General features: G+C 73.1%; 21 protein-coding genes and 1 pseudogene. 16 read left to right on the forward strand and 6 right to left on the reverse strand.

The window, feature by feature from the left end; genetic code table 11:
- Positions 1-416 precede the first annotated feature (416 nt).
- Positions 417-1,079 carry an RNA polymerase sigma factor gene (locus ACGFS9_RS18685; protein WP_393254460.1) on the forward strand — a complete coding sequence of 221 codons (663 nt, stop codon included), beginning with the start codon at positions 417-419 and terminating at the stop codon, positions 1,077-1,079.
- Positions 1,079-2,146: a hypothetical protein gene (locus ACGFS9_RS18690; RefSeq protein WP_393254462.1), complete on the forward strand. Its 1,068-nt coding sequence runs from the start codon at positions 1,079-1,081 to the stop codon at positions 2,144-2,146. Before ACGFS9_RS18685 ends, ACGFS9_RS18690 begins: the two co-directional genes overlap by 1 nt.
- Positions 2,147-2,600: 454 nt before the next feature.
- Here ACGFS9_RS18690 and ACGFS9_RS18695 read toward each other — a convergent pair whose 3' ends face one another.
- Positions 2,601-3,440, reverse strand: coding sequence for a L,D-transpeptidase family protein (locus tag ACGFS9_RS18695; RefSeq protein WP_393254463.1), 840 nt, complete (start codon positions 3,438-3,440; stop codon positions 2,601-2,603).
- A gap of 326 nt (positions 3,441-3,766) precedes the next feature.
- On the opposite strand from ACGFS9_RS18695, the gene leuE reads away from it, so the two are divergent.
- Positions 3,767-4,417 carry a leucine efflux protein LeuE gene (leuE, locus tag ACGFS9_RS18700; protein WP_393254464.1) on the forward strand — a complete coding sequence of 217 codons (651 nt, stop codon included), beginning with the start codon at positions 3,767-3,769 and terminating at the stop codon, positions 4,415-4,417.
- Positions 4,418-4,493: 76 nt separating this feature from the next.
- Here the strand turns inward: leuE and ACGFS9_RS18705 are convergent, their stop codons facing one another.
- From ACGFS9_RS18705 to ACGFS9_RS18715, 3 genes are all read right to left on the reverse strand, one after another.
- Positions 4,494-5,672 (reverse strand): acyltransferase family protein, encoded by a 1,179-nt coding sequence (locus ACGFS9_RS18705; RefSeq protein WP_393254466.1) that lies wholly within the window; start codon positions 5,670-5,672, stop codon positions 4,494-4,496.
- Positions 5,673-6,348: 676 nt separating this feature from the next.
- Positions 6,349-7,683, reverse strand: coding sequence for an alpha-2,8-polysialyltransferase family protein (locus tag ACGFS9_RS18710; protein ID WP_393254468.1), 1,335 nt, complete (start codon positions 7,681-7,683; stop codon positions 6,349-6,351).
- Positions 7,680-8,660, reverse strand: a complete 981-nt coding sequence (locus tag ACGFS9_RS18715; protein ID WP_393254469.1) for a glycosyltransferase family 2 protein — start codon at positions 8,658-8,660, stop codon at positions 7,680-7,682. The genes ACGFS9_RS18710 and ACGFS9_RS18715 overlap by 4 nt, the downstream gene beginning before the upstream one ends.
- 198 nt (positions 8,661-8,858) lie before the next feature.
- Between ACGFS9_RS18715 and ACGFS9_RS18720 the strand changes: the two genes are divergently transcribed.
- The 12 genes from ACGFS9_RS18720 (at position 8,859) to ACGFS9_RS18775 (ending at position 24,362) form a co-directional block, all read left to right on the forward strand.
- Entirely contained in the window at positions 8,859-10,175 is a 1,317-nt protein-coding gene (locus ACGFS9_RS18720; RefSeq protein WP_393254471.1) for a DUF6716 putative glycosyltransferase, read from the forward strand.
- Between the two features lie 74 nt (positions 10,176-10,249).
- On the forward strand, positions 10,250-11,557 hold the full coding sequence (locus tag ACGFS9_RS18725) for a cytidylyltransferase domain-containing protein (protein ID WP_393254472.1): 1,308 nt from the start codon (positions 10,250-10,252) through the stop codon (positions 11,555-11,557).
- A gap of 10 nt (positions 11,558-11,567) precedes the next feature.
- Positions 11,568-12,506 carry an N-acetylneuraminate synthase family protein gene (locus ACGFS9_RS18730; RefSeq protein WP_393254659.1) on the forward strand — a complete coding sequence of 313 codons (939 nt, stop codon included), beginning with the start codon at positions 11,568-11,570 and terminating at the stop codon, positions 12,504-12,506.
- A gap of 38 nt (positions 12,507-12,544) precedes the next feature.
- On the forward strand, positions 12,545-13,624 hold the full coding sequence (locus ACGFS9_RS18735) for a hypothetical protein (protein ID WP_393254474.1): 1,080 nt from the start codon (positions 12,545-12,547) through the stop codon (positions 13,622-13,624).
- A 635-nt stretch (positions 13,625-14,259) separates the two neighbouring features.
- Positions 14,260-15,480, forward strand: coding sequence for an amidohydrolase (locus ACGFS9_RS18740; RefSeq protein ID WP_393254661.1), 1,221 nt, complete (start codon positions 14,260-14,262; stop codon positions 15,478-15,480).
- Between the two features lie 374 nt (positions 15,481-15,854).
- Positions 15,855-16,904 (forward strand): BMP family protein, encoded by a 1,050-nt coding sequence (locus ACGFS9_RS18745; RefSeq protein ID WP_393254476.1) that lies wholly within the window; start codon positions 15,855-15,857, stop codon positions 16,902-16,904.
- A gap of 314 nt (positions 16,905-17,218) precedes the next feature.
- Positions 17,219-18,268 (forward strand): BMP family protein, encoded by a 1,050-nt coding sequence (locus ACGFS9_RS18750; RefSeq protein ID WP_393254478.1) that lies wholly within the window; start codon positions 17,219-17,221, stop codon positions 18,266-18,268.
- A gap of 240 nt (positions 18,269-18,508) precedes the next feature.
- Positions 18,509-20,197: an ABC transporter ATP-binding protein gene (locus tag ACGFS9_RS18755; protein WP_393254662.1), complete on the forward strand. Its 1,689-nt coding sequence runs from the start codon at positions 18,509-18,511 to the stop codon at positions 20,195-20,197.
- Positions 20,197-21,318 carry an ABC transporter permease gene (locus tag ACGFS9_RS18760; RefSeq protein WP_393254479.1) on the forward strand — a complete coding sequence of 374 codons (1,122 nt, stop codon included), beginning with the start codon at positions 20,197-20,199 and terminating at the stop codon, positions 21,316-21,318. The genes ACGFS9_RS18755 and ACGFS9_RS18760 overlap by 1 nt, the downstream gene beginning before the upstream one ends.
- Positions 21,315-22,580 carry an ABC transporter permease gene (locus ACGFS9_RS18765; RefSeq protein WP_393254481.1) on the forward strand — a complete coding sequence of 422 codons (1,266 nt, stop codon included), beginning with the start codon at positions 21,315-21,317 and terminating at the stop codon, positions 22,578-22,580. Before ACGFS9_RS18760 ends, ACGFS9_RS18765 begins: the two co-directional genes overlap by 4 nt.
- The gene (locus ACGFS9_RS18770) at positions 22,577-22,990 is read left to right on the forward strand and encodes a cytidine deaminase (protein WP_393254483.1); all 414 of its coding nucleotides are present in this window, start codon (positions 22,577-22,579) and stop codon (positions 22,988-22,990) included. Before ACGFS9_RS18765 ends, ACGFS9_RS18770 begins: the two co-directional genes overlap by 4 nt.
- Before the next feature lie 88 nt (positions 22,991-23,078).
- Entirely contained in the window at positions 23,079-24,362 is a 1,284-nt protein-coding gene (locus ACGFS9_RS18775; protein WP_393254663.1) for a thymidine phosphorylase, read from the forward strand.
- Positions 24,363-24,537: 175 nt separating this feature from the next.
- Here ACGFS9_RS18775 and ACGFS9_RS18780 read toward each other — a convergent pair whose 3' ends face one another.
- On the reverse strand, positions 24,538-25,458 hold the full coding sequence (locus ACGFS9_RS18780; protein ID WP_393254485.1) for an AEC family transporter: 921 nt from the start codon (positions 25,456-25,458) through the stop codon (positions 24,538-24,540).
- A 198-nt stretch (positions 25,459-25,656) separates the two neighbouring features.
- On the opposite strand from ACGFS9_RS18780, the pseudogene ACGFS9_RS18785 reads away from it, so the two are divergent.
- Positions 25,657-25,929: pseudogene (locus ACGFS9_RS18785) on the forward strand (STAS domain-containing protein); the annotation flags it as partial.
- On the opposite strand, the gene ACGFS9_RS18790 reads toward ACGFS9_RS18785, so the two are convergent.
- A complete protein-coding gene (locus ACGFS9_RS18790) occupies positions 25,903-26,976 on the reverse strand; it encodes a sigma-70 family RNA polymerase sigma factor (RefSeq protein WP_393254486.1) in 1,074 nt (357 codons plus the stop codon). The pseudogene ACGFS9_RS18785 and the gene ACGFS9_RS18790 overlap by 27 nt on opposite strands.
- Positions 26,977-26,984: the final 8 nt, after the last annotated feature.

The following is a 26,984-nucleotide window of genomic DNA, read 5'->3' on the forward strand; positions in this document are numbered from 1 at the left end:
GCGGTGCGGGCCGGCGCCGGAACAGGTGCCCGCACGTGCTGCCGATGGCAACGGCCGGGGCCGCCACCCCCCACAGGAGAGGCCCCGACCGTCGCGCGGCACGGGCCGCGCGGCGACCCGTACTCAGTACAGCGCCGCGACTGCGTTTTGTGTCACACCCCGCTGTGTCACGAGTTAGTTGCGCGTTGTACGAACATGGACGGGGAACGGTTTCAGGCCGTAACGTTCCTTTCGCGCCGGGTGCGGAGGACCGACGGAACCGTGACCACGGTGCCCGCGACCGGACCAGGACCACGGGGAGCCCAGGACCACGGGGAGCCCGGGACCGCGGCGGCGCATCGAGGACGGACGACGGCGGGACCGGCCGGCGACAGCGCGACCGGACGGGGCGCGACAGGCAACAGAGGGGCGCGGGGGTGCTGGGGGACGACGCGGAGCTGACCGCCGCGGTGCGTGCTGCGCAGGACGGGGACGAGGCCGCGTTCCGGACCGTGTACCGCGCCGTGCACCCGCGGCTGCTCGGTTACGTGCGGACGCTGGTCGGCGAGCCCGACGCCGAGGACGTCACGTCCGAGGCGTGGCTCCAGATAGCCCGCGACCTGGAGCGCTTCAGCGGGGACGCCGACCGCTTCCGCGGCTGGGCCGCGCGCATCGCCCGCAACCGGGCCCTGGACCACATACGCATGCGCGGGCGCCGCCCCGCCATAGGCGGCGACGAGACCGAACTGACCGGCCGGCCCGCCGAGTCCGACACCGCCGTCGAGGCCATGGAGTCGCTGGCCACCGGCAGCACCCTCTCGCTCATCGCCCGGCTCCCGCAGGACCAGGCGGAGGCCGTGGTCCTGCGGGTCGTGGTGGGCCTCGACGCCAAGACCGCCGCGGAGACCCTCGGCAAGCGCCCGGGCGCCGTCCGCACGGCGGCGCACCGCGGTCTGAAGCGGCTCGCCGAGCTGCTCGGCGCGGATGCGGAATCTCCCGGCGCACTCGACGCCGTTCCCCAGCAACGAGGATCGCGCGGCCGCGCGGTGACGTCCGCCGGTGTGACGCATACGCGTCCGCGGACGCAGAAGGACATGTGATGGCCGACGAGCAGGACAGGTGGCTGGACGCCGACGCCGCGGAGCGTCTGCTGCGCGGGGAGCCGCTGGAAGCCGTCGACGAAGGTGCCCGCGAACAGCTGGAGCGGCTGGCCGGGGTGCTCGGCGCGCTGACTCCGAAAACCGCTCCGACCTGCGACGAACTCCCCGGCGAGGCAGCGGCGTTGGCCGCGTTCCGCAAGGCGCGCGAGAGCGGCGAGGAGGTGGCCGCGCCGCGTGGCCGGCACGGCCTCGGCCGCCCCGGCGCGCACTCCGCGGACGCCGGTGTCGTCCGCCTCGGACGGCCCGTCGCCCGTGCGCGGCGCACGCGCTGGGGGCGCCCCGCCCGGTTCGGGCTCGCCGCCGTGCTCACCGCCGGGATGGTCGGCGGAGTCGCCGTCGCGGCCGGAACCGGAGCGCTGCCGACGCCGTTCACCCACGAGCATCCCGACCCGGCCGCCTCCGTCACGGCCGTCCGCACCCCCGACCGGTCGCCGGCCCCCGCGGGGCCCACGGTCTCCCCGGGGGCCGGTTCCGTGGTCCCGGCGCCCGACGGCGCGACGCACCGGCCGTCCGGCGACGCCTCGGCGACCGGCGGCACCGGCACCCCGTCCGGCCCTCCCGGCGCCGACGCCCCGGCGAGCGCCGGCAGCACGCCCGCCTGGCTGAGCCGGGCGCGTGCCTCCTGCCGCGACGTCCTCGACGGCAAGAAGGTCGACGACGACCGCCGCCGGTTCCTGGAACACGCGGCGGGCGGCGGCAACCGGGTCCGGCTGTACTGCGCGAGCCTGCTCAAGCAGCCCGCCGCGAACGGCTCAGCGGCGGGCGGGACCGGCGGCGACGGCCGGCAGGACGACGGCAAGGGCTCCGAACAGGGCGGCCGGGGTGAGCAGGGCGACCAGGGCGACGACGACGGCCACCACGCGGGACACGGTGGCGGGGGCGGCTGGGGCGGCAAGGGCGTCTCCGCTCCGGCGCGCCCCGGCTTCCTCCGGCTGCTGCCCCTCCGGCCGGCGGACGCCTCGCCTCCGCGGCCTGCGCCGAAGCCCTCGGTGACCGCCCTCCGGTGAGCCGCCGCGGCTCCGGTCGCGGGAACGCGCGGGCCGGGGGCGCGGACGCGCGCGGCGTCCTCGGCGAGGGTGCACGGCCCGTGGGCCGACCGGACGGTACGCCGCTGACCTGGGGTTTCGTTTTTCCTTGAACTTTTCTCCGGCCGGGTGTGACGTTTTCGGCCGCCGTGACGCAGTACTGAATGAGCCGACTGGTCATCGGCCCTCGCGCGGAGCCGGGGTTCCCCCCGTACTCACGGCTCCGCGCACCCGGCGCGGGGGGGGCCCCCGGCCCCCCCCCCCCCCCCCCCCCCCCCCCCCCCCCCCCCCCCCCCCCCCCCGCCGCCCCCCCCCCGGCGGGGGGGGGGGGCCCCCCCGCCCCCCCGGGCGCCGCCCCCGGGGGGGGGGGGCCACCGGCCCCCCGGGCCCCCCCCGCGCCGCACACGCCCGCCGCCCCGGCCCCGCGGCTTCCGCCTCACCAGTAGACGACGACCTTGTCGCCCGTCCTCACCTGCGCGAACAGGGCCGACACCTTCCGCTCGTCCCGGACGTTCACACAGCCGTGCGAAGCGCCGTAGTAGCCGCGCGCGGCGAAGTCCGCGGAGTAGTGCACGGCCTGGCCGCCGCTGAAGAACATCGCGTACGGCATGGCCGTGTCGAAGAGCGTCGAGACGTGATGGCGTGACTTGAAGTAGACGGTGAAGACGCCCTCACGGGTCGGCGTGTACTGCGAGCCGAACCGCACGTCCATCTCCGAGACGGTCCTGCCGTCGATCATCCAGCGCAGGGTCCGGCTGGTCTTGCTGACGCACAGCACCCGGCCCGTCATGCAGCGCGGGTCGGGCGCCGCGGCGGGCTGCCCGCCGTACGGGTACAGCTCCCAGGCGGCCGGATCGTGCGTCATCCCCTTCAGCCGCTGCCAGGTGACGGCGTCCAGCCGCCCGGTGTCCGCCAGCCCCCGCTTGCGCTGGAAGCCCTTGACCGCCGCGACCGTCCGGTCGTCGTACGTCCCCGTCGGCGGAGTGATCAGCCACGCCACCTGGTGCAGCCGGGCCTGCGCCGAGCGGACGTCGTCCCCCCGGTCGCCGCGCGACCAGAGGACCCTCGCCGGCGCCGGCCGCGTGGCGGCGGGCGCGCTCTTGCGGTCCCCGGCCGCGGGCTTGCCGTCGCTCGTCTCGGCGGGGGCCAGTGACCCCTCGATCCGCACCGGCGGCACGGTCCTGCCCGACGCGTCCACGGCCTGCCCGGTGCAGCCGCTCAGCGCGGCGAGGGCGGCGAGCGCGGCCACCGATCTCTTCATCCCTGTCGTACGCATCCGGACCCCTGTTCCACCCGTCCTGTCGTGCACTTCAGGCCCCCCCGCTCGCCCTCGTGCCCCTGAGATGCTCCCCGCGGGGGACCGCACGCGAACCAGGCGGCATGGGGGCAGCGAACACGACAACCCCCCCGCCTTCGGGGACGCACATGCGGCCGGCCCCGTTGCGGCCCGGGTGATTCCTCCCGATGGATGAGCGCGGCCGGCCCCGGAGCGCGCCCGGTCGCGCCGGCGGAGACGGACCTGCCGGGGCCCGGTCGGGCCGGGCCCGCCCGGCGGTGAGACGGGCCCCCGCGCTGTCGCGGGCGCGTGCGACACTCCCTCTCATGGTTGGCGTCATCGATCTCCCCACCTATCTGGCGGGGCTTGTGCTGATTGTCCTGTTGCCGGGGCCGAACTCGCTGTACGTGCTCTCGGTCGCCGCCCGGAAGGGGGTCCGCACGGGATACAAGGCCGCCGCGGGGGTCTGGTGCGGGGACACCGTGCTGATGACGCTGTCGGCGGCCGGTGTGGCCTCGCTGCTCCAGGCGAACGCCGTGCTGTTCGGGATCGTGAAGTACGCGGGCGCCGGCTATCTGACGTGGCTGGCGATCGGCATGCTGCGCGCCGCCCGGACGATGTGGCGGGCCCGCCGGGAGCCCGCCGCGCAGAGTGCGGAGAGCGAACCGGCGGCCGGCGAGCGGCCGTTCCGCAGAGCGGTGGTGATCAGCCTCTTCAACCCGAAGGCGATCCTCTTCTTCGTCGCCTTCTTCGTGCAGTTCGTCGACCCCGGATACGCGCACCCGGCGCTCTCCTTCGTCGTGCTCGGCGCCTTCGCCCAACTGGCGAGCTTCCTCTACCTGACCGCGCTGATCTTCAGCGGGACACGGCTCGCCGCGGCCTTCCGCCGCCGACGGCGCCTCTCCGCCGGGGCCACCACGGCCGCGGGCGCCCTGTTCCTCGGCTTCGCGGTGAAGCTCACGCTCGCGAGCGCCTGAGGCGCCGCCTCCCGGACCCGGACCGCCGCACGCGGCCGGCGCCGGGGCGCGCGCCCCGATGCCGGCCGCGCCGGTGTCACCGAGGGGTCGGCCGGGGGCGGCCCCGGGTGAGGGCCGTGCGCAGCCGCGGCGTGAGCCGGTCCTCCACGCAGCGGTTCAGCAGCCAGGCCAGCACCAGCATCGTCGCCACCGTCGCGAGGAACGTGGCCGAGGACGGCAGGTGCAGGGTCCGGTGGTACGCCTCGACGACGACCCAGCCCAGGTGCTCGTGGACCAGGTAGAAGGGGTAGGTCAGCGCCCCCGCGACCGTCAGCCAGCGCCAGTTCGCCCAGCTCAGCCTCCCCAGCGCGATCGCGGCGACGGCGGCGTATCCCAGGGTGACGACGAGGATGATGCCGACGGCCGAGCGGTCGGAGAAGAACTGCGGGTTCGGGGCGTGCCAGAGCCGCTGGACGGCGTAGTGCTGACCGATCAGCCAGCTCACGCCCACGATGCCCCAGGCGTGGGCGTCGCGGTGGTCGCGGTGCACGAGGTAGAGGCCGACGCCGCCGATGAAGTAGGGCGCGTACTCCGGCATCAGCACCATCGTCAGGAGCGGCTCGTCCACGCCCTGCGCGACGGCCGCCGCCAGGGTCCAGCCGGCGCAGAACAGGATCACCCGCTGCCGGTTGGCCCCGGGCAGCACGATGCACAGGGCGAAGAGGGCGTAGAAGCGGACCTCCGCCCACAGGGTCCAGCAGACACCGAGCACCCGGTCGACGCCCAGGGGCTGCTGGAGCATCGTCAGGTTGAGCAGCGCGTCGCTCGGCGCGACCGCCTTGTAGGCGACGGCGGGCAGGGCGAAGACCGCCGTCACGATGACGACGGCGGCCCAGTACGCGGGCAGCAGCCGCGAGGCGCGGGAGGCGAAGAAGGACCGCAGGGGGCGGCCCCAGCCGCTCATGCAGATGACGAAGCCGCTGATCACGAAGAAGACCTGCACACCGAGGCAGCCGTAGGCGAACAGGTGGTGCAGGGTGGGGAACTGCTGCTTGGGCGAGCTGCCCCAGGCCCGGGTGATCTCGCCGTCCCGGCCGCCGTAGTGGTAGCACGCCACCATCAGCGCCGCGATCAGCCGCAGTCCGTCGAGTGCGCGCAGCCGGTTCTCCCGGCGGCCGGCGGGCCGCGGTGCGGCGGGCGTGGCGGCCGGAGGCGGCGCCGTGCGGACCGCGGTGCCGGTCGACGTCGCGCGGGCCTCCTCGGGCGTGTCGATCACTGGGTTCCCCTCGGTGGGACTCGGCTGGCCCCAGCACGTTAGTCCGATAGTCGGCGATGCCTGCGCCCTTGCGGGGCCGGTTCGCCGACCTGCCGACAGACGTTCACCTGTGCGATGCCACGGCGTTGACGACACGTCCGAAAAGCCGCATGTCGCCCACCGGTCGGCAACCGTGCCGAACACCCGTCGGCACGCGGAGCACCTTCGGGTGAGGCCCGCGCAGCGGTGTGCGGAGGGCGCAGGCCGGCCGGCGGCGGGTGGCGGGGAGCGCCGTCCTCGGCCCGGGGTCCGCCGACGCCGCGCCCAGGGCCCGTGCACCGGCGAAACGGCTCGACGAGGACCGGAGGGCGGCGCTCGGTCATGGCGTCGACCACCCGGGCCGCCGACCCCCCGCGGAGACCGCCGCGGTGTCGCGCCGCTCGGACCGGTCCGACGGCACGCGGCGGTCGCCGGGTCCCGGGTGATGCCGACCCGGGGCGCCGGAGCGCGGCGCGGGCGGGGCCGCGCGCGCCGAAGCCGGGGCACACCGCCGACCGGGCACGCCCGACCGGCGGAGCGGGCGGCAGGGGGCGGGGAGCGACCGCCTCCGGCCGCTCCCCGCCCCCTGCCGCCCGCACGGGCACCACCGCCCCCGGGCCCCCTGCCCGGTTCCGGACCCCGGCCCGCCGCCGGAGCCTCAGCGCCCCACGGCCCGCCTCAGCGAACGCGCCCTGCGCGCGACCCGCCGGACCGTCGCGTTGCGCGGGATGAAGGCGAGCTGGGCCGGGACCGCGCCCGGCAGCGCCAGCGAGGTGAGGCGCCTGCGCTTGAAGTAGCGCCACACGTGCTGGTCCAGATGCCGGGTCAGGTAGCCCTCGGCCACCGGACGCAGCTCCGGGTAGATCTTGGGCTGCATCGCGAACCCCACCGCCCGCAGGAGCCTCGTCAGTTCCGCGGCGTCCGTGCCGGGCCGCTGCTCCGCCACCGCGGCCCGGTCCGACAGCTCGGGCAGCAGGGCGTCGACGATGGTGACGGGGACGCGGTTGCTGTTCTCGTACGGGGTGAGCCGGTCCAGCAGCGTGCCGGTGCCCACCCGGGCGACGGGCAGGCCGTACAGCGCGGACGCCGTGAGCAGCGCCGTGGAGAAGCAGCCCACCACCAGGGCCGGACGCATCCGCTGGTAGAGCACCTCGGCGAGCACCGGGGTGTCGACCACCGCGAGTTCCGCGCCGAGCGTCTCGGCCTCCCGCTCCAGTCGGCGCGACCAGCGGGCCGGCGCGGTCGGGTGCGGCTTGAACACCACGCGCCGGTGACCGAGGGCGACGGCGCCCCTCAGCATCCGCACGTGCAGGTCCTCCTCCTCCTCGGCGGTGAGGATGCCGAGGGCGGACAGGTACTGGCCGAGCAGCAGCGCCGGCTCGTCCGCCGCGGGCAGCGCGTCGCCGGTGTCCACCAGTTCGGCCAGGACCTTCACGAACGCGTCCGTCGGCACGATCTCGGGCGCGACGCCGAACTCCGTGAGCAGCAGCGGCGCGAGGCCGGGGACCAGGTCCAGGTGGAGCAGCCGGGTCACCCGGGTGCCGACCAGCGGGTCGATCTTGTTGCGGGTGGGGCCGTAGCTCATCAGGCCGTCGGCGTAGACGGTGACGGGGGCGCCCAGGAAGATCTGGGCGACGCCGAGCGCCGGGTTGACCTGGATCGACTCCACGGCCAGCTCCACGTCGTCCTCGCCGAGGTTCCACGCGAGCCGCAGGTGCCGCTCCCACAGCGGGACGTCGTCGGGGCGCGGGGCCCAACCTCCCGGGTGGAACGGCGAGATGGTCTCGTTCCAGGAGACGACCTCGTCGAACCGGCCGCGCAGCCGCTCGAAGCCGGGCATCTCGTCCACGCCCGGCGTCGTCTCGGGTGTCGCGGCGTTGTTGGAGAGGAGCAGGATGCGCCGGTCGGCGGGGCCGAAGGCGTCGCTGTCCAGGGCCGCGGCGAGGGTGGCCGTGCCGTACAGCGTGGACGCCATGAAGATCTGGGTGGTCACGCGGCCACCCCCGAGGCGGGCGCCGGGCGGCGGCGCAGCCGGCGCAACCGGGTCGCGCGCTGGACGTCCATGGAGTCCAGGGCCTCGTCGAGCACGTCCTGCGGCATGCGCCGCAGCGCACCGGCGCTCATGGACTTCAGTTTCCGTGCCACCGCCGGCTCGAACCTTTCGATGGATCCCAGGTGATGGGAGATGATCGCGCAATACGTGCGCACGGCCTTGGGCAGGAGTCGTGCGGCGTCCCGGTCCCCGGCGGTTTCCGCCACCACCTGGTCGAAGGCGCGCAGGAAGTCCAGTTGGCGCACGTCGCCGATCTGGGTGAGCGAGGAGGCGACCCCCCGCCGGTAGAAGACCCCGAGCAGGCCCACCGTGGCGAAGGACTCGGCCTCCCGGTGGAGCTTCCAGATCCACGGCCGGTCCTCGGCGGTGCGCAGCCCGTCGGTGAAGTGCAGCAGCCCGCGGTCGACCAGCCGGCGGTGGTAGACGCCCGCCCAGGCGTAGGCGTAGTCGACGGAGGTGGAGCGATCGGCGGGCAGGATCGCGTCGCGCGGATTCAGCACGACGCCCCGGCGCCCGTGCGGGACGCGGTGGACCGTGCGGGCCCGCGCCGTGCACTGGACGTGGTCCGTGCGCACGAAATCGCAGCCCAGGTCCTCGATGGAGGCCAGGAGTTGTTCGTAGTAACCGGGGGCGAGCCAGTCGTCCCCGTCGAGGAACGTGAGGTACTCGCCCCGCGCTCGGTCGATCCCGGTGTTCCGCGCGGTGGCCAGTCCTCCGTTCTTCTCGTGTCTGACATACACCGCACCCGGGAGCTCGCGCTCCGCGCGCGCGAGAATGTCCGGAGTCTCGTCGCGCGAGCAGTCGTCGACGAGAATGAATTCGAAGTCCTGCCGCGCGTTCGCACGCAGGCTCTTCAGGGTGTCTGGCGCGTATTGCTGCACGTTGTAGAACGGCACGATGACGGAGAGCTTGACCACCCCTGTGACGTTAGGCGGCGGCCCGGCATTCGTCTTGACCGTTGGTGGGATACCAGGTGAACGACGCGTGGCGGAACCGTTAACCGCATCGTTTTCCCGGCCTTTCACGGGCGGATTCGCCGTTCGTCGGTGTGCTGTTAACCATTTGTTGGATTCCGGTTGGGCCGCTCCTCGAAATGGGTTCCTAGCGTCTGGGACGTGCCAGCAAGTACCACGAAGTCCCTGCGAGTCGCCGTCCTCGCGGATTCCGACACCCGGTGGAAATGGGGCTCGCTCACCGCGAACCGCATCGCCCCGGCCGGGTCGGACGTCCGCCTCGACGGATTCCTCCTGCGGGGCCGTGCCACCCCGACCGCCCGCCAGCTCGACGAGGTCGGCGTCCGAGCGGACTCCCTCCGCGAGGTCACCGCCGTCGAGTTCCTGCGCGAGCTGGGCCGCGACGACCACGCCTACGACGTGGTCGTCCTCGCCCTGGTCGGCGGTGCCGTGCAGGCGGTGCTGCACGGTCTGGCCCGCGCCTGGGCCGGCCGGGCGAAGCGGCCCCCGGTCGTCACCGGCTACGTCGGCGTCGTCTACGAGAAGCTCGCCGACGGGCTGCTGCTGCGGCACGGCGCGGACCTGGTCCTCGCCAACTCCCGCCAGGACGCCGACCGCTTCCGGGACGTGTACGCGGGGGTCGGCGCCGACGCCGGGTCGGTGACCGAGGTCGCGCTGCCCTTCCTCGGCGGGGCCGCCCATACCGGCAACGACCCGTACACGGTCGTCTTCGCGGCCCAGCCCTCCGTACCCGACAACCGCCGGGACCGCACGTACCTGCTCGGCCGGCTGATCCGGCACGCGCGGCTGCACCCCGACCGCGAGGTGCTGCTCAAGCTGCGCTCCAGGCCGGGCGAGCACACCACCCACATCGAGGAACTGCCCTACCAGAAGCTGGTGCAGAAGGCGGACCCGCCGGCCAACTTCCGCCTCGTGTACGGACACATGGGCGAGGTCCTGGACCGCACCGACCTGCTGGTCACCATCAGCTCGACGGCCGCCCTGGAGTCCCTGCACCGGCGCATCCCCACCGTGGTCCTCACCGACCTCGGGGTGCGCGAGGCGCTCGGCAACCACCACTTCGTGGGCTCCGGCTGCCTCGCCTCCTGGGACCTGCTCGACGCGGGCCACCGCCCGGCGGCCGACGCGGACTGGGTCGCCCGGCAGGGCGTCGCGGCCGAAGGCGGCGCCTACGAGCGGGCCTTCGACACGGCCCGCGAGCGCATCACCGGGCTGCTGACGGCGGACCGGCTGCCGCCGCTGGCCCCCTACTACACCCCCGCCACCGCGCCCGGCTACCTGCCCGGCATCCTCGCCCGCCACCACCTCGCCCCGGACGGCAGCCCGCTGCCCGGCGCCCCCGCGGCGGACCGGGAGCCCAGCCCCGTGCGGCAGATCGTGCGCCGGGCCGCCCGCGGCGCCTACCGCCACGGCGTCCAGCGCGTCGCCCCGGTGATCCGGCGGATGGGCGACCTGTGACCGCCCCCGAACCCGGCGGCGCCCGGCGCCCCGTAGCCCCCGCCTCCCCCGCCTCCCGTCAAGGAGAACAGCGCATGACCAACTCGGAAGCGGGCCACGCCCCGCCGGTGCGCCGCGTGCTCGCGGTGATCCCCGCGCGCGGCGGCTCCAAGGGCGTGCCCGCGAAGAACCTCCTCCCGGTCGGCGGCGTCCCGCTGGTGGCCCGCGCGGTGCGCGAATGCCGCGCCGCCCGCCTGGTGACGGACGTGGTGGTCTCCACCGACGACCAGGCCATCGCCGCGGCCGCCCGCCAGGCCGGCGCCGAGGTCGTGATCCGGCCCGCCGCCATCGCCGGCGACACCGCCACCTCCGAGGCCGCCGTCCTGCACGCCATGGACGCCCACGAGGCGCTGCACGGCTCCCCGGTCGACGTGGTGCTGCTCGTCCAGTGCACCAGCCCGTTCATCGTCCGCGAGGACGTCGACGGCGTGGCGGGCGCGGTCCTCGCGGACGGCGCGGACACAGCGCTGACCGTCGCCCCCTTCCACGGCTTCGTGTGGCGCGACGCCGACGACGCACCGGCCGCGCCGCCGGCCGCCGACGGCGGGCGCACGGCGGCCGGCGGAGGCACCGACACCCTCCTGGCCGGCACCGCCGTCGGCGGCGGCTACGGCGTCAACCACGACAAGTCCTTCCGGCCGCGCCGCCAGGACCGCCCCCAGGACCTGCTGGAGACCGGCGCCGTCTACGCGATGGAGGCCACCGGCTTCCGCGCCGCCCGGCACCGCTTCTTCGGCCGCACCGACCTGGTGCGCACCGACCCGGCCCGCGTGCTGGAGATCGACGACCCGCACGACCTCGCCCGCGCCCGGGCCCTCGCGCCGCTCCTCGACGCGAACCGGCCCGGCGCCCTCCCGACCGCCGCCGACATCGACGCGGTCGTCCTCGACTTCGACGGCACCCAGACCGACGACCGGGTGCTGATCGACTCCGACGGACGGGAGTTCGTCTCCGTGCACCGCGGGGACGGCCTCGGCATCGCCGCGCTCCGCAGGAGCGGACTGACGATGCTGATCCTGTCCACGGAACAGAACCCGGTCGTCGCCGCCCGGGCCCGGAAGCTCAAGATCCCGGTCCTGCACGGCATCGACCGGAAAGACCTCGCACTGAAGCAGTGGTGCGAGGAACAGGGCATCGCGCCCGAGCGCGTGCTCTACGTCGGCAACGACGTCAACGACCTCCCGTGCCTCGCCCTCGTGGGCTGGCCGGTCGCGGTCGCGAGCGCCCACGACGTCGTGCGCGGCGCCGCACGCGCGGTCACCACCGTCCCCGGCGGTGACGGCGCGATCCGAGAGATCGCCAGCTGGATCCTCGGCCCCTCTCTCGACTCCCTCGACAGTTAAGGAACGTCTGATCATGAGCAACTCCCGTCTGCGCAGCTTCGGTTCGAAGACCGCCGGTCCGGGCCACCCTGTCTACGTCGTGGGTGAGATCGGCATCAACCACAACGGCGAGCTGGAGAACGCCTTCAAGCTGATCGACGCCGCCGCCGACGCCGGCTGCGACGCCGTGAAGTTCCAGAAGCGCACCCCGGAGATCTGCACCCCGCGCGACCAGTGGGACATCGAGCGCGACACCCCCTGGGGCCGCATGACCTACATCGACTACCGCCACCGCGTGGAGTTCGGCGAGGACGAGTACCGGCAGATCGACGAGTACGCCAAGAGCAAGAACATCGACTGGTTCGCCTCCCCGTGGGACACCGAGGCCGTCGCCTTCCTGGAGAAGTTCGACGTGCCGGCCCACAAGGTCGCCTCCGCCTCGCTCACCGACGACGAGCTGCTGCGCGCCCTGCGCGCCACCGGCCGCACGGTCATCCTCTCCACCGGCATGTCGACGCCGAAGCAGATCCGCCACGCGGTCGAGGTCCTCGGCAGCGACAACATCCTGATGTGCCACGCCACGTCGACCTACCCGTCGGTGGCCGAGGAGCTCAACCTCCGCGTCATCAACACCCTCCAGGCCGAGTACCCCAACGTCCCGATCGGCTACTCCGGCCACGAGACGGGCCTCCAGACCACGCTCGCCGCGGTCGCCCTCGGCGCCGCCTTCGTCGAGCGCCACATCACCCTCGACCGCGCGATGTGGGGCTCCGACCAGGCCGCCTCCGTCGAGCCGCAGGGCCTCACCCGCCTCGTCCGCGACATCCGCACCATCGAGGCCTCCCTCGGCGACGGCGTCAAGAAGGTCTACGAGTCGGAGCTCGGCCCGATGAAGAAGCTGCGCCGCGTCCCGGGCGTCGTCGCCGAGGCCGAGATCGCCGCGGCCGCGGGCGAGCCCGTCTCGGTCTGAGCACCCCCACCTCCTGACGACGGGACGGTCCTACGACGATGAGCCCCCGCACCGGCTCCACCGGCTCCCACACGCTCGCCTTCGTGGAGAGCCCGGTACAGCTCCTGAACGTGCTGGAGTGGGCGCACACCCAGGCCCACGACGCCGCGGCACCCGGCGCGGGGTTCACCCTCGTCGTCCTCTCGCCCAACGACCCGATGACGCGTGGCCAGCTCCGCCGCATGGCCGAGCTGGCCCGCGACGAGGGTCACACGGTCCGCTGGGAGGAGGCGCGCGGCGGCACCACCGCCCCCTTCCACACCATCGGGGGACTGGCGCCGATGCTGCGCCGCGCCCGGCGGATCGTGATGGGGGACCCCTTCTCCCGGTACGTGCAACTGCTGCTGACCATCACCCGGGCGCAGGACCTGGTCGTGGTGGACGACGGCACGGCGACGATGGAGTTCGTGGCCCAACTGGCGGGTGGCGAGCGGCTGGTGCGCTGGCACCGGCGCGGCGGCCGGCCCGGTCCCCGGGACGTGCTCTTCGCCCCGGTGTCCGGCGCGGCCCGCCGCCGCCTCACCCCGTCCGGCCGCCGGACCGTCGAGGTCTTCTCCTCGATGCCGATCGACGCCGCACCGGACGGCGTCCGGATCACCGCGAACACGTTCGCCTGGACCCGCGCCCGGTTCGGGCCGCCGCGCATCACCCGGGGCGCGGACCTGGTCGGGACCTCGCTCGTCGAGACGGGCGTGGTCGACCCGGACCGCTATCTGGAAGCGGTCCGCGCCCTCGCCGCGGCGCACGGGGCGAACCGCTACTTCGCCCACCGGCGCGAGAGCACCGACAAGCTGCACCGGCTGGCGGCGGAGACGGGTCTGGAGATCGTCCGTCCCGACCTGCCGCTGGAACTGATCGCCCGCCGCGGCCCCATCGGCCGGACGATCCTGAGCTTCCCGTCGACGGTCGTGCACACGCTGCCGCTGGCCCTCGCCGGAACCGAGGTCCGGGTCGCGGTCTGCGACATCGACCCGGCCTGGCTCACGGAGCACGCCTCGCCCCGCGCCCAGGGCTTCCTCTCGGGCGTCACCGGAACCGCCCGCGGCGCCCACCGGCTCTCGGCGGTCTCGACGGCCTGAACCCCCACCCACCCTCCACCGCGGCACCGGGCACCGGGCACGGCCGCTTGAGGGACTCGCCGGACATCCCCGCCCGGGCCCATCACCGGTCCCGCCCGGCCCCGTCCCGCCGGCCCCGCGTTCGCCGCCCCGTCCACCGGCGGCGCACACCCCCTCGTACGCACCGACCGGCACGGTGGCCGTCCCGGCGGGGGAGCAGGTCCGTGCACGGGACCCGGCCGGTCCGACCGGCCGGTACCGGACCCCGGCGCCCCGCGCCGGACCTCCGCACCGGACCCCCGGGCGCCCCGCACCCGGCTCGTGACCCTGTGTGACGGCTCGATCGCGGCTCGACCGCACCTCCGGAGATCGGCCGCGTCCGTGTGAGACCGTGGAGACCAGGTACGGGAATGGGCCCGGGCGTGCCGGGCGTTCTCCGTACGGATCGGCGGGCGATCCCCGGCCGAGTCGGATCACAGCCGGTCACCAGTCCGGTCCGCGATCCAAACGCCCGGAGAGCCGGGCGAGTTTACCCATCCCCGATGACAGCTATGCGCCGCGCGGCCAGATTTTCTTCCCCTAAGGGGCTGAACTTTTGTTGATCGTGGGTTAGTTGGCCGCCCGATCGCCCTACCCTTCAAAGGGTGAACCAACTGATGTCCCGAGAGTCCGAGGCCGATCTCCCCGGGGAACCGTTGCTCCCCGGCGCGCTGCCCGAGGCACTGCGCGCCGAACTCGTGGCGTTCCGTCGCGACTTGCACATGCACCCCGAGCTCGGCAACCAGGAGTTCCGCACCACCGCGGCGATCAAGGCGCGCCTGGAGCAGGCGGGTCTCGCGCCGCGCGTCCTCGCCATCGGGACCGGCCTCATCTGCGACATCGGAGACCCGGACGACGTACGCCCCCGGCTGGCCCTGCGCGCCGACATCGACGCGCTGCCCATCCCGGACACCAAGAGCGACTGCGCGTACCGCTCCACGGTCCCCGACCGCGCCCACGCCTGCGGTCACGACGTGCACACCACGGTCGTGCTCGGCGCCGGCCTGGTCCTCGCCGGTCTGCACGCCCAGGGCCTGCTGGCCCGTCCGGTGCGGCTGATCTTCCAGCCCGCGGAGGAGGTGCTGCCCGGCGGCGCCCCGGACGCCATCGACTCCGGGGTGCTCGACGGTGTCGGCCGGATCGTCGGCGTGCACTGCGACCCCAAGGTGGACGCGGGGCGTATCGGGCTGCGGCACGGCGCCATCACCTCGGCGTGCGACCGGCTCGAAGTCTCCCTGGACGGCGCCGGCGGGCACACCGCGCGCCCCCACCTGACCACGGACCTGGTCACCGCCGCCGCACGCGTGGTGACCGACGTGCCGGCGCTGGTCGGCAAGCGGGTGGACGCCCGCAGCGGACTCGCGGTCACCTGGGGGCGCATCGAGTCGGGCCACGCCTGCAACGTGATCCCGCAGCACGCCGAGCTGTCCGGCACCGTGCGCTGCCTGGACCTCGACGCCTGGCGGGCCGCGCCCGACCTCGTGCACGCGGCGATCGACGAGATCGCGGGCCTCTACCGCGCCAAGTCGGAGATCAACTACATCCGGGGCGTCCCCCCGGTCGTGAACGACCCGCAGGTCACCGAGCTGCTGCGCGAGGCGATGGCGGCGCGGCGGGGCGCGCACTCCATCGAGGACACCGAGCAGAGCCTCGGCGGCGAGGACTTCTCCTGGTACCTGGAGCACGTGCCGGGTGCCATGGCCCGCCTCGGGGTCCGCACCCCGGGTGACCGCACCACCCGTGACCTGCACCGGGGCGACTTCGACGCGGACGAGCACGCGATCACGGTGGGCGTGGAGATGTTCACCGCCGCCGCGCTGCTGGACCGGCCGGTCTGACCGCGGGCCGGCCGCCGGGGTGCGTCCGGGTGACTCCGGTCGCGCCCCGCGGCTCCCCGTCGTAGCGTGGTGCCCGCCACGCCACGACGTGGCGCTTTGTCATCCGCAAACCTCACACGTCAACGGTCGCTCCGGGGAGCGGACCCGGTCGTTCCGCCACGTTGGGCGCCCCCGCGGGCACGCAGCGTGACGGTCTGGACGGGCCCCGCGTCCCCAAACGCCCCTTTCGATCCCGTGGTTCACAAGGACGTAACCGGCCATCGGCACGAATGGATAACGGCCACGCGGAACCCCGTTCCCTGGATGGTCTACGCGCGTTAATGTGCGCCGAACTCAGCACCCACTGCGGGGCTTTGGAGAATGGGGAGCTTCAGATGCGTCGGATAGCCAGCCTGACCCGCGTCGCGGTGGGGGTCGCGTCGCTCGCACTCGCCGCCACGGCCTGCGGCGGCACCAGCAACGACAGCGGCAGCAGCGACAGCAGCAAGGACGCCAAGGGCCTCGCCATCGCCTACGACGTCGGCGGCAAGGGCGACCAGTCCTTCAACGACGCCGCGTTCTCCGGTCTGGAGAAGGCGAAGAAGGAGTTCGGCTACAAGACGGCCGACATCGAGCCCACCGACGGCGAGACGGACGCCGACAAGGAGCAGCGCCTGTCGTCGCTGGCCAAGCAGGGCTACAACCCGGTGATCGGTATCGGCTTCGCCTACGGTCCCGCGCTGGAGGCCGTCGCCAAGAAGTACCCGAAGACGACCTTCGGCATCGTGGACTCGGTAGTCGAGGGCGACAACGTCGCCTCCCTGGTCTTCGCCGAGCAGGAGGCCTCCTACCTCGCCGGTGTCGCGGCGGCCAAGGCCACCAAGTCGAACACGGTCGGCTTCGTGGGCGGTGTGGACGTCCCGCTGATCCACAAGTTCGAGGCGGGCTACACGCAGGGCGTCAAGGACACCAAGCCGAGCGTGAAGGTCCTCTCGCAGTACCTGACGCAGACCGCCGAGGAGGGCGGCTTCTCCAGCCCCGACAAGGGCAAGGCCGCCGCCGAGGGCCAGATCGAGAAGGGCGCCGACGTCATCTACGCCGCGGCCGGCCTGTCCGGTCAGGGCGTCATCGAGGCCGCCTCGAAGGCCGGCAAGTACGCCATCGGCGTCGACTCCGACCAGTACAAGCAGGAGGCGCTCGCCAAGTACAAGGACGCCATCCTGACCTCCGCCCTCAAGGACGTCGGCGGTGCCGTCTACACCCTGGCCAAGTCGGTCCACGACGACAAGCCGCTGACCGGGACGCAGACCTTCGACCTCAAGGTCAACGGCGTCGGCCTCGCCGACAGCAACCCGAAGATGGCGGAGATCCCGGGCCTGACCGACGCGGTGGCCAAGGCCAAGGCCGCCATCGTCGACGGCTCCATCAAGGTCAAGACCTCCTGACCACTCCCGGAGGCCGGGTGGGCGCGGCGGGCCGTGAGGCCGCCGCCCGTCCGGCACCCGGAGCGGACGCATGACACCGCGAGCGGGCGGGCACCACCGGTGCCCGCCCGCTCCGTCGTGCGCCGTGGGGGTCACCCATAGCCACCGCGGCTTTGCGGTCGGCAAGCCCCGGACGCCTCGGCGGGTGTCGTCGGGCACAGCCGGATAACAAGGTGGACAGAAGGGGTTTTCTCGTTGGTCTACGCGCGTTAATCTGCGGCGAAGCCAGCGCCGAAGCTGAACCGTCAGGCGCTTGTACGACAGGAGCTCAAGGAATGCGCCGGGTCACCCGCATCGCGCTCGCAGGTACTGCGACCGCCTCTCTCGCACTCGCCCTCTCCGCCTGCGGCGGTACGTCGACCTCCAGCTCGTCCTCGGACGACAAGGGCGACAAGGGCCTCGCCATCGCCTACGACGTCGGCGGCAAGGGCGACCAGTCCTTCAACGACGCCGCGTTCGAGGGCCTGAAGAAGGCGAAGGCGGAGTTCAAGTACGACACCGCCGACGTCGAGCCCACCGACGGCGAGACGGACGCCGACAAGGAGCAGCGCCTGGTCTCGCTGGCCAAGCAGGGCTACAACCCGGTCGTCGGCATCGGCTACGCCTACGGCCCGGCCGTGAAGGCCGCCGCCGCCAAGTACCCGAAGACCACCTTCGGCATCGTCGACGACGCCACCGTGACGGCGAAGAACGTCGCGGACCTGGTCTTCTCCGAGCAGGAGGCCTCCTACCTCGCCGGCGTCGCCGCCGCCAAGGCCACCAAGACGAACACCGTCGGCTTCGTGGGCGGTGTGGACGTCCCGCTGATCCACAAGTTCGAGGCGGGCTTCGAGCAGGGCGTCAAGGACACCAAGCCGAGCGTGAAGGTCCTCTCGCAGTACCTGACGCAGACCGCCCAGGAGGGTGGCTTCTCCAGCCCGGACAAGGGCAAGACGGCCGCCGAGGGCCAGATCGAGAAGAAGGCCGACGTCGTCTACGCGGCGGCCGGCCTGTCCGGTCAGGGTGTCATCGAGGCCGCCTCCGCCAAGAAGGTCTGGGCGATCGGCGTCGACTCCGACCAGTACCAGCAGGAGGCGCTCGCCAAGTACAAGGACTCGATCCTGACCTCCGCGACCAAGGACGTCGCCAAGGCGGTCTACAACGTGGCGAAGTCGGTCGAGGACGGCAAGCCCGAGAGCGGTATCGTACGGGGCGATCTCAAGTCGGGTGAGGTCGGTCTGGCCGATTCCAACCCCGCCTTCAAGAGCAACACCGCGATCCAGGACGCCGTCAAGGCGGCCCAGGAGAAGATCATCAGCGGCGAGATCAAGGTCAAGTCCAGCTGACGAGCAAGACCTCAGGAGCAGCCAATGCGGTCCCGGGAAGGGTCGGGCACGGCGCGCCGTCAGGTGCGCGCGGACGCCCGTCCCGCCCCGGATCCGCTTGGTAACCGTGGGGTCACGTCCGTGCGGCGGGACGCGGGGAGTCCGGCTCCCCGCGTCCCGTGCCCGCGGCGCGTGACCCCTTTCGTTGCCGTAGGGGCGCTACGCGCGTAGACGACCCCCTTTCCCTCAGGAGAGTGCGCCATCAACGCGTCCAGCAGCCCTCCGGCCGACGCGGTCGACGGTCGGGCGACCGCCGTCGAGCTCGCCGGGATCACCAAGCGGTTCCCCGGTGTCGTGGCCAACCACGACATCCATCTCAGCGTCCGCCGGGGCACCGTGCACGCCCTGGTCGGCGAGAACGGCGCCGGCAAGTCGACGCTGATGAAGATCCTCTACGGCATGCAGCGGCCGGACGAGGGCACCATCGCGGTCGGCGGCGAGCAGGTCGCCTTCTCGTCGCCCGCCGACGCCATCGCCCGCGGCATCGGCATGGTCCACCAGCACTTCATGCTGGCCGACAACCTCACCGTCCTCGAGAACGTCGTGCTCGGCAGCGAGAAGCTGTACGGCATCGGCGGCAGGGCCCGCCGCAAGATCGTGGAGATCTCCGAGCGCTACGGCCTCGGGGTGCGCCCCGACGTCCTGGTCGAGGAGCTCGGCGTCGCCGACCGCCAGCGCGTGGAGATCCTCAAGGTCCTCTACCGCGGCGCCCGCATCCTGATCCTGGACGAGCCGACCGCGGTCCTGGTGCCGCAGGAGGTCGACGCGCTCTTCGACAACCTGCGCGAACTCAAGTCCGAGGGCCTGTCGGTCATCTTCATCTCGCACAAGCTGGGCGAGGTCCTCTCCGTCGCCGACGACATCACCGTCATCCGGCGCGGCACGACCGTCGGCACCGCCGTCCCGTCCGAGACGACCCCCCGCCAGCTCGCCGAGCTGATGGTCGGCAGCGAGCTGCCCACCCCGGAGACCTCCGAGTCGACGGTCACCGACAGGGCCGTGATCGAGGTCGAGGACCTGACCGTGCTCGCCAAGGGCTCGGTCTCGCTCGGCAAGGGCTCGGCGAGCCTGCTGATGGACGAGGTGGAGCGCGGCGCCGTCCGGCTCGTCCTCGACCACGTCTCCTTCACCATCCACGCCGGCGAGGTCATGGGCATCGCCGGGGTCGAGGGCAACGGCCAGACCGAACTCATCGACGCCCTGATCGGGCTGAAGGCCGCCGACTCCGGGGTCGTCCGCTTCGCGGGCGGCGACATCACCTCCTGGTCGACCCGCCGGCGGCGCGAGGGCGGCATCGGCTACATCCCCGAGGACCGCCACCGCCACGGCCTGCTCCTGGAGGCACCGCTCTGGGAGAACCGCATCCTCGGCCACGTCACCGAGAAGCCCAACGCCAAGGGCATCTGGCTCGACATCAAGGGCGCCCAGCAGGACACCCGCCGTATCGTCGAGCAGTACGACGTGCGCACGCCCGGCATCGAGGTGACCGCCGCGTCGCTGTCCGGCGGCAACCAGCAGAAGCTGATCGTCGGCCGCGAGATGAGCCACAAGCCGAAGTTCCTCATCGCCGCCCACCCCACCCGCGGCGTGGACGTCGGCGCGCAGGCCCAGATCTGGGACCAGATCCGCGAGGCGCGCCGCGAGGGACTCGCCGTCCTGCTGATCTCCGCGGACCTGGACGAGCTGATCGGCCTGTCCGACACGCTCCGGGTGATCTACAACGGCAAGCTGGTCGCCGACGCCGACCCCGCCACGATCACCCCGGAGGAGCTCGGCTCGGCCATGACCGGCGCCGCCTCCGGCCACCTGGAGAACGAGGAGCTCGCCGACCAGGCCGAGCCCGCCCAGCCCACCGACACACCGGACGCCCCGGAAGACGAGGCCCGCTGATGAAGAAGTTCGACAAGGAGCGCCTGCTCCTCGGGGTGGCCGGACCGGTCATCGCGCTCGTCGTGGCCGTGGCACTGACCTCCGTCGTGCTGCTCGCCTCCGGCAAGAACCCGTTCGAGCCGTACACGCTGATGTTCCAGCAGGCGACGTACTCCGACATCCAGGTCCTGATCATCAACCAGGCGTCGCTCTACTACATCGCGGCGCTGGCGGTGGCCATCGGCTTCCGGATGAACCTGTTCAACATCGGTGTCGACGGCCAGTACCAGCTCGCCGCCATGATGGCCGCGATCGTCGGCGCGCACGTCGCGCTGCCGGCCGCGCTCCAGGTGCCGCTGCTGATCCTGACCGCCGTCTGCACCGGCGCCTTCTGGGCCGGCATCGCCGGTTTCCTCAAGGTCACCCGAGGGGTCAGCGAGGTCGTCGCGACGATCATGCTCAACGCGATCGCGACCTCGGTCATCGCCTACCTGTGGCTGCCCGACGTCTTCGGAGTCAAGCTCGGCAACAACAACACCACCGGCGAGATGAACAAGTCCGGCTGGGTCCCCGGCTTCGGCATGGGGGACGCCGGCGAGATCTACGGGCTCGTCATCCTCGCGGCCGTCCTCGGCATCGGCTACTGGATCGTCCTCAACCGCACCCGGTTCGGCTTCGACCTGCGCGCCTCCGGCGCCTCCGAGTCCGCCGCCTCGGCCAGCGGTGTCGACCCCAAGCGCATGGTGCTCACCGCCATGCTCGTCTCCGGCGGCATCGCCGGTCTCGCGGGTCTGCCGATCCTCCTCGGCGACACCCACACCTACAGCCTCAACTTCCCCACCGGCATCGGTTTCCTCGGCATCGGCATCGCGCTGCTCGGCCGCAACAGCCCCGTCGGCATCGCCTTCGCGGCCCTGCTGTGGGCCTGGCTGGACAAGGCGTCCCCCGAACTCGACTTCCACGGGTACGACAAGGAGATCGCGGTCATCATGCAGGGCCTGATCGTGATCGCCGTCGTCGTCTCCTACGAGGCGGTGCGCGAGTGGGGCCTGCGCCGCCAGCAGCGCCGCGTCGGCGCGGAACTCGCCGCGGGCCACGCCCTCGGCGCCAACAACACCCAGAAGGAGGTGGCGGGCCGATGACCACCGCAACCGACGTCAACCAGCCGACGCTGCGGCCCTCGGCTCCCACCGGCCGCCGGATGTCGCTCCCCGTCGTCCTGCTGGTCATCGCGGGCGGCCTGGCGCTGACCTCGATCGTCCGCATCATCACCGGCGCCAACGGCATCACCAACGTCAGCCAGATGTCGACCGCCCTCCAGCTGGCCGTCCCCATCGGCCTGGCCGGCCTCGGCGGTCTGTGGGCCGAGCGCTCCGGCGTCGTCAACATCGGCCTCGAAGGCATGATGATCCTCGGCACCTGGTTCGGCGCCTGGGCCGGCTACCAGTGGGGTCCGTGGACCGGCGTCCTGGTCGGCATCGTCGGCGGCTGCCTCGGCGGCCTGCTGCACGCGATCATCACGGTGACCTTCAACGTCAACCACATCGTCTCCGGTGTGGCCATCAACATCCTCGCGCTGGGCGTCACCCGCTATCTCTCCCCGCTCGCCTTCGAGGGCGTGCAGGGCGGTTCGGCCAAGCAGTCCCCGCCGGTCGAGTCCCTCGGCCACTTCACGGTGCCGGGCCTCTCCGACTGGCTGACCACCCTGAACTCCAAGGGCTGGTTCTTCGTCTCCGACATCGCCGGCCTGCTCGGCGGCCTGGTCACCAACGTCTCCTGGCTGACCCTGATCGCCATCGCCCTGATCCCCGGCACCTGGTGGGTCCTGTGGCGCACCCCGTTCGGCCTGCGGCTGCGCTCCTGCGGCGAGAACCCGGTCGCCGCCGAGTCGCTCGGTGTGAACGTCTACAAGTACAAGTACCTCGCCGTGATCATCTCCGGCGGTCTGGCCGGCCTCGGCGGCGTCTTCCTCTCCATCGTGGCCAACCCCTTCTACCTGGAGGGCCAGACCAGCGGACGCGGTTACATCGGTCTCGCCGCGATGATCTTCGGCAACTGGATGCCCGGCGGGCTCGCCCTGGGCGCGGGCCTGTTCGGCTACACCGACAGCCTGAACCTGCGCGGCGGCTCGGCGAACGTCCACGCGCTGCTGCTGCTCGGCGCGATCCTGCTGGTCATCGGCGCGATCTGGCTCGCGGTGAAGAAGAAGTACGTCTCCGCGGTCGTCACCCTGGTCGTCGGCGCGCTGGTCTTCCTCTGGTACTCCTCCACCAACGAGGTGCCCAACCAGATCGTCTCCGCCACGCCGTACGTCATCACGCTGCTCGTCCTGTCGCTGTCGGCCCAGCGCCTGCGCATGCCGAAGGCGGACGGCCTGCCGTACCGCAAGGGGCAGGGCAAGTGACCCCCGCCGGCGCGGAACCCGCGCACGTCGACTGGGAGCAGCTCCGGGAGGTGGCCCGCGCGGCGATGAACCGCGCCTACGCCCCCTACTCGGGCTACCCGGTCGGCGCCGCCGCCCGCGTCGACGACGGCCGCACGGTCTCCGGCTGCAACGTCGAGAACGCCTCCTACGGCCTCTCGCTGTGCGCCGAGTGCGGCCTGGTCTCCGAGCTGCGCAACACCGGGGGCGGCCGGCTGACGCACTTCACGTGCGTCGACGGACGGGGCGAGATCCTCGTCCCGTGCGGTCGCTGCCGCCAGCTGCTGTTCGAGTTCGGCGGACCCGGTCTCCTGGTGGAGACGCCGGCCGGGCGCCTGCCCCTCTCCGAGATGCTGCCGCAGGCCTTCGGGCCGGAGCACCTCACCCAGTAACGCCGTGCGGCCCCTCCCGCCGCGACCGATCGTCGCCGGGAGGGGCCGCTCACCTTTCGGAAGGAAAGCCATGTCCGCCCTGTCGGCTTTGTCCACGGACGCCGTCTCCGTCATCCGCACCAAGCGGGACCGCGCCGAGCTCAGCGACGCCCAGATCGACTGGGTCATCGACGCCTACACCCGCGGCGAGGTCGCCGACTACCAGATGGCCGCCCTCAACATGGCGATCCTGCTCAACGGCATGAACCGCCGTGAGATCGCCCGCTGGACGGCCGCGATGATCGCCTCGGGCGAGCGCATGGACTTCTCGTCCCTGTCCCGCCCGACCGCCGACAAGCACTCCACGGGAGGCGTCGGCGACAAGATCACCCTGCCGCTCGCCCCGCTGGTCGCCGCCTGCGGTGCCGCCGTGCCGCAGCTCTCCGGACGGGGCCTCGGCCACACCGGCGGCACCCTGGACAAGCTGGAGGCCATCCCCGGCTGGCGCGCGCTGCTGTCCAACGAGGAGATGCTGCACGTCCTCGACACCACCGGCGCGGTCATCTGCGCCGCCGGCGACGGCCTCGCCCCCGCCGACAAGAAGCTCTACGCGCTGCGCGACGTCACCGGCACCGTCGAGGCCATCCCGCTGATCGCCTCCTCGATCATGTCCAAGAAGATCGCCGAGGGCACCGGTTCGCTGGTCCTGGACGTGAAGGTCGGCTCCGGCGCCTTCATGAAGACCGTCGAGGACGCCCGCGAGCTGGCCTCCACGATGGTCGGCCTCGGTACCGACCACGGCGTGAGAACCGTCGCGCTCCTCACCGACATGTCCACGCCTCTCGGCCTGACCGCGGGCAACGCCCTGGAGGTCCGCGAGTCGGTCGAGGTCCTGGCCGGCGGCGGCCCCGCCGACGTCGTGGAGCTGACCATCGCCCTGGCCCGCGAGATGCTGGACGCGGCGGGCGTGAAGGACGCCGACCCGGCGAAGGCGCTCGCCGACGGCTCCGCGATGGACGTGTGGCGCCGCATGATCTCCGCGCAGGGCGGCGACCCGGACGCCGCGCTGCCCGTCGCCCGCGAGCAGCACGTCGTCACCGCCCCGGCCTCCGGTGTGCTGACGCGTCTCGACGCCTACGACATCGGCGTCGCCGCCTGGCGCCTCGGTGCCGGACGCGCCCGCAAGGAGGACCCGGTGCAGGCGGGTGCCGGCGTCGAGCTGCACGCCAAGCCCGGCGACCCGGTGACGGCGGGCCAGCCGCTGTTCACCCTGCACACCGACACCCCGGACCGCTTCGACTACGCGCTCGCGGCGACCGAGGGTTCCTTCGACATCGCCCCGGCCGGCACGGACTTCACGGCGTCTCCGGTCGTCCTGGAGCGCATCGCCTGACCCGCGGCTTCCTCGTGCGGATGAACGGGGCCGGCGGACCTCCGCCGGCCCCGTTCCGCGTGCCGGAGCGAGGGAGAGAGGGAGGGGAGCAGCGGGAGCCGGTGCCGGGCCCTCGCCGGGGCGAGGCGAGCGGCCCCCGGGGGCCGGTCCCGTCGCGGGCGGGCGCGGCCCCCGCTCAGCCCAGCAGGGCCGCCACCAGCACGAGCACCGGAACCGCCGCGATCGTCGAGAGCAGGACCGACTCGCGGGCCAGGGTCTCGGCCACGCCGTAGCGGGAGGCGAAGGTGAACAGGTTCTGCGCCGCGGGCAGGGCCGAGGTGACCACCACGTCGAGGAGCGGGGCGCCGTGCAGGCCGAGCACGGCGACGGCCAGGGCCCAGGCGGCCAGCGGCTGCCCCACCGCCTTCAGGGCCACCGACAGCAGCACCGGAGCCCGGTCGGCGCCGCGCCCCGGCAGGCTGCCGCCGCACAGCGAGATGCCGAACGCCAGCAGCACCGCCGGCACCGACATCCCGCCGATGAGCCGCACCGGATCGAGGACCGGCTCCGGCAGCCGCAGCCCGGACAGCGACACCGCGACCCCGCTCAGCGAGCCGACCGCGACGGGGTTGCGCAGCGGAGTGAGCGCCCGGTGCCACAGCGGCCCCCGCGCGCCCCCGCCGGACAGGTCGAGCACGGTCAGGGCGATCGGCGTCACCATGATCTGCTGGAACAGCAGCACCGGCGCCACCAGGGACGCGTCACCCAGCACGTACACGGCGATGGGGATGCCCAGGTTCCCGGAGTTGACGTAGCTGGAGCAGAGCGCGCCGATCGTCGTCCGGCCCGTACCCCAGCGGCGGACGACGCCCACCGCGACGAACACCCCGGCCGCGACCGCCGTGCTCATCGCCGTCACCAGCAGCCGGCCGGAGAAGACCACCGACAGGTCGGACCCGGCGAGCGTCGTGAACAGCAGTGCGGGCGAGGCCACATGGAACGCGAGCTTCGTCAGCACCTCCCGGCCGCTGTCGCCGAGGTAGCCGCGCCGGCCGATGACGTACCCGACACCCACGACCGCGGCGATCACCGCGAAACCCGTCAACACCCCCTGCACGGCGCCTCCCCGGCGGGAAGGAGGCCGTCGGGTATCGCGGCAGGCGCCGGTTGATGTGACATGCACCCAACCCAACGGGGAACGTTCGCCGCAGGTCAAGGCGGTCCGTGCGGGGAGGGCCCGGCCCGCCCGCCGGGGCGCCGGGAGGCGCCGTTGCCGTCCCCGATGAGTTCCGCGCACCCGTGAGGTCTACTGACCGTGGATTTCGCGACCCCCGACGTACTCGTGCTGCCAGGACTCGTCACCCGCGACGAGGCGCCCCGGCTCTGCGCCGACGTGCGCGCCCGGCTGGAGGCGGCCGGGGGCGGTGTGGTGGTCTGCGACGTGGCGGGCCTCGGGCCGCCCGGACTCGCCGCGGTGGAGGTGCTGGCCCGGCTGGAGCTCACCGCCCGGCGGGCCGGGGGCCGGATACGGCTGAAGGACCCCGATCCCGCCCTGCGGGCCCTACTCGACCTGGTCGGCCTCCGCTTCGACACCTTCGTGCGCGGCGCCCCGGACCCCGGAGGCGGCGAGCGCGGCGGCCTCCTTGGGCCCGTCGAGACGGGGCGGGAGCCCGAACAGCGGGAACCACCGCGCGGTGTCGAGGAAGCAGTGGAACCCGGTGATGCGGCCCTTTGAGATCTCCAGGGCCTGCACCGCCCAGGGCACGTACCCCCCGGCCTCCTCGTCCGGCTTGTAGTGGGCGAAGCCCGGCAGGCCGTTCACCTCGACCGGGACCAGCCGCGAGCCGGCGCAGGAGGCGCCCAGTGTGGTCATGAAGCCGGTGATGTCCGGGGTGCCGCGCAGCCACAGGTCGAACGGCGGCATCGTCATGATCGCGTCCTCGTGCAGGAGCGCGGTCAGGGCCGTCATGTCGTACCCCTCGAACGCCGCGACATAGCGGTCCAGGAGCTTTTGCTGCTCCTCGTCGAGCGGATCGGAGGTGACGGCCTCGGCGCCCTCGCCCGCGCTCTCCGCGAGGGTGGCGCGCGCCCGCTGGAGCGCGCTGTTGACCGACGCGACCGTGGTGCCGAGCAGTTCGGCGACCTCGCTCGCCCGCCACGCGAGGACCTCGCGCAGGATGAGCACGGCGCGCTGCTTGGGCGGGAGCTGCTGGAGCGCCGCCATGAAGGCGAGCCGCACGGACTCCTTGGCGACCGCGGCCTCCGCCGGGTCGGCGGTCGTGGGCAGCACGCGGGCGTCGGGCATCGGCTCCAGCCAGGTGTTGTCCGGACGCGGGGTGAGCGCCGCCCGGGCGAGCGGTGACGGGGCGGTGAGGTCCATCGGGCGCGCGCGGCGGTTGCCCGCGTTCAGCATGTCCAGGCAGACGTTCGTGGCGATGCGGTACAGCCAGGAGCGCAGCGAGGAGCGGCCCTCGAACCGGTCGTAGCCGCGCCAGGCGCGGACCATCGTGTCCTGCACCGCGTCCTCCGCCTCGAAGGACGAACCGAGCATCCGGTAGCAGTAGCCGGTCAGCTCGACGCGGTGCCTCTCCAGCCGGACATCCAGGTCCTCCGTCGTCGCCGTGCCCTCGCTCATCGCCCACC

Origin of the sequence: Streptomyces sp. NPDC048566 (genome assembly GCF_043199735.1) — a bacterium.
GTDB lineage: Bacteria > Actinomycetota > Actinomycetes > Streptomycetales > Streptomycetaceae > Streptomyces.

Excerpts from the sequence above, each read along its gene's own strand:
- ACGFS9_RS18735 (WP_393254474.1), top strand. The coding sequence starts at position 12,545 with ATGAGCCCCCGCACCGGCTCCACCGGCTCCCACACGCTCGCCTTCGTG.
- ACGFS9_RS18750 (WP_393254478.1), top strand. The coding sequence starts at position 17,219 with ATGCGCCGGGTCACCCGCATCGCGCTCGCAGGTACTGCGACCGCCTCT.
- ACGFS9_RS18690 (WP_393254462.1), top strand. The coding sequence starts at position 1,079 with ATGGCCGACGAGCAGGACAGGTGGCTGGACGCCGACGCCGCGGAGCGT.
- ACGFS9_RS18695 (WP_393254463.1), bottom strand. The coding sequence starts at position 3,440 with ATGCGTACGACAGGGATGAAGAGATCGGTGGCCGCGCTCGCCGCCCTC.
- ACGFS9_RS18790 (WP_393254486.1), bottom strand. The coding sequence starts at position 26,976 with ATGAGCGAGGGCACGGCGACGACGGAGGACCTGGATGTCCGGCTGGAG.
- leuE (WP_393254464.1), top strand. The coding sequence starts at position 3,767 with ATGGTTGGCGTCATCGATCTCCCCACCTATCTGGCGGGGCTTGTGCTG.
- ACGFS9_RS18725 (WP_393254472.1), top strand. The coding sequence starts at position 10,250 with ATGACCAACTCGGAAGCGGGCCACGCCCCGCCGGTGCGCCGCGTGCTC.
- ACGFS9_RS18745 (WP_393254476.1), top strand. The coding sequence starts at position 15,855 with ATGCGTCGGATAGCCAGCCTGACCCGCGTCGCGGTGGGGGTCGCGTCG.
- ACGFS9_RS18765 (WP_393254481.1), top strand. The coding sequence starts at position 21,315 with ATGACCACCGCAACCGACGTCAACCAGCCGACGCTGCGGCCCTCGGCT.
- ACGFS9_RS18760 (WP_393254479.1), top strand. The coding sequence starts at position 20,197 with ATGAAGAAGTTCGACAAGGAGCGCCTGCTCCTCGGGGTGGCCGGACCG.
- ACGFS9_RS18740 (WP_393254661.1), top strand. The coding sequence starts at position 14,260 with ATGTCCCGAGAGTCCGAGGCCGATCTCCCCGGGGAACCGTTGCTCCCC.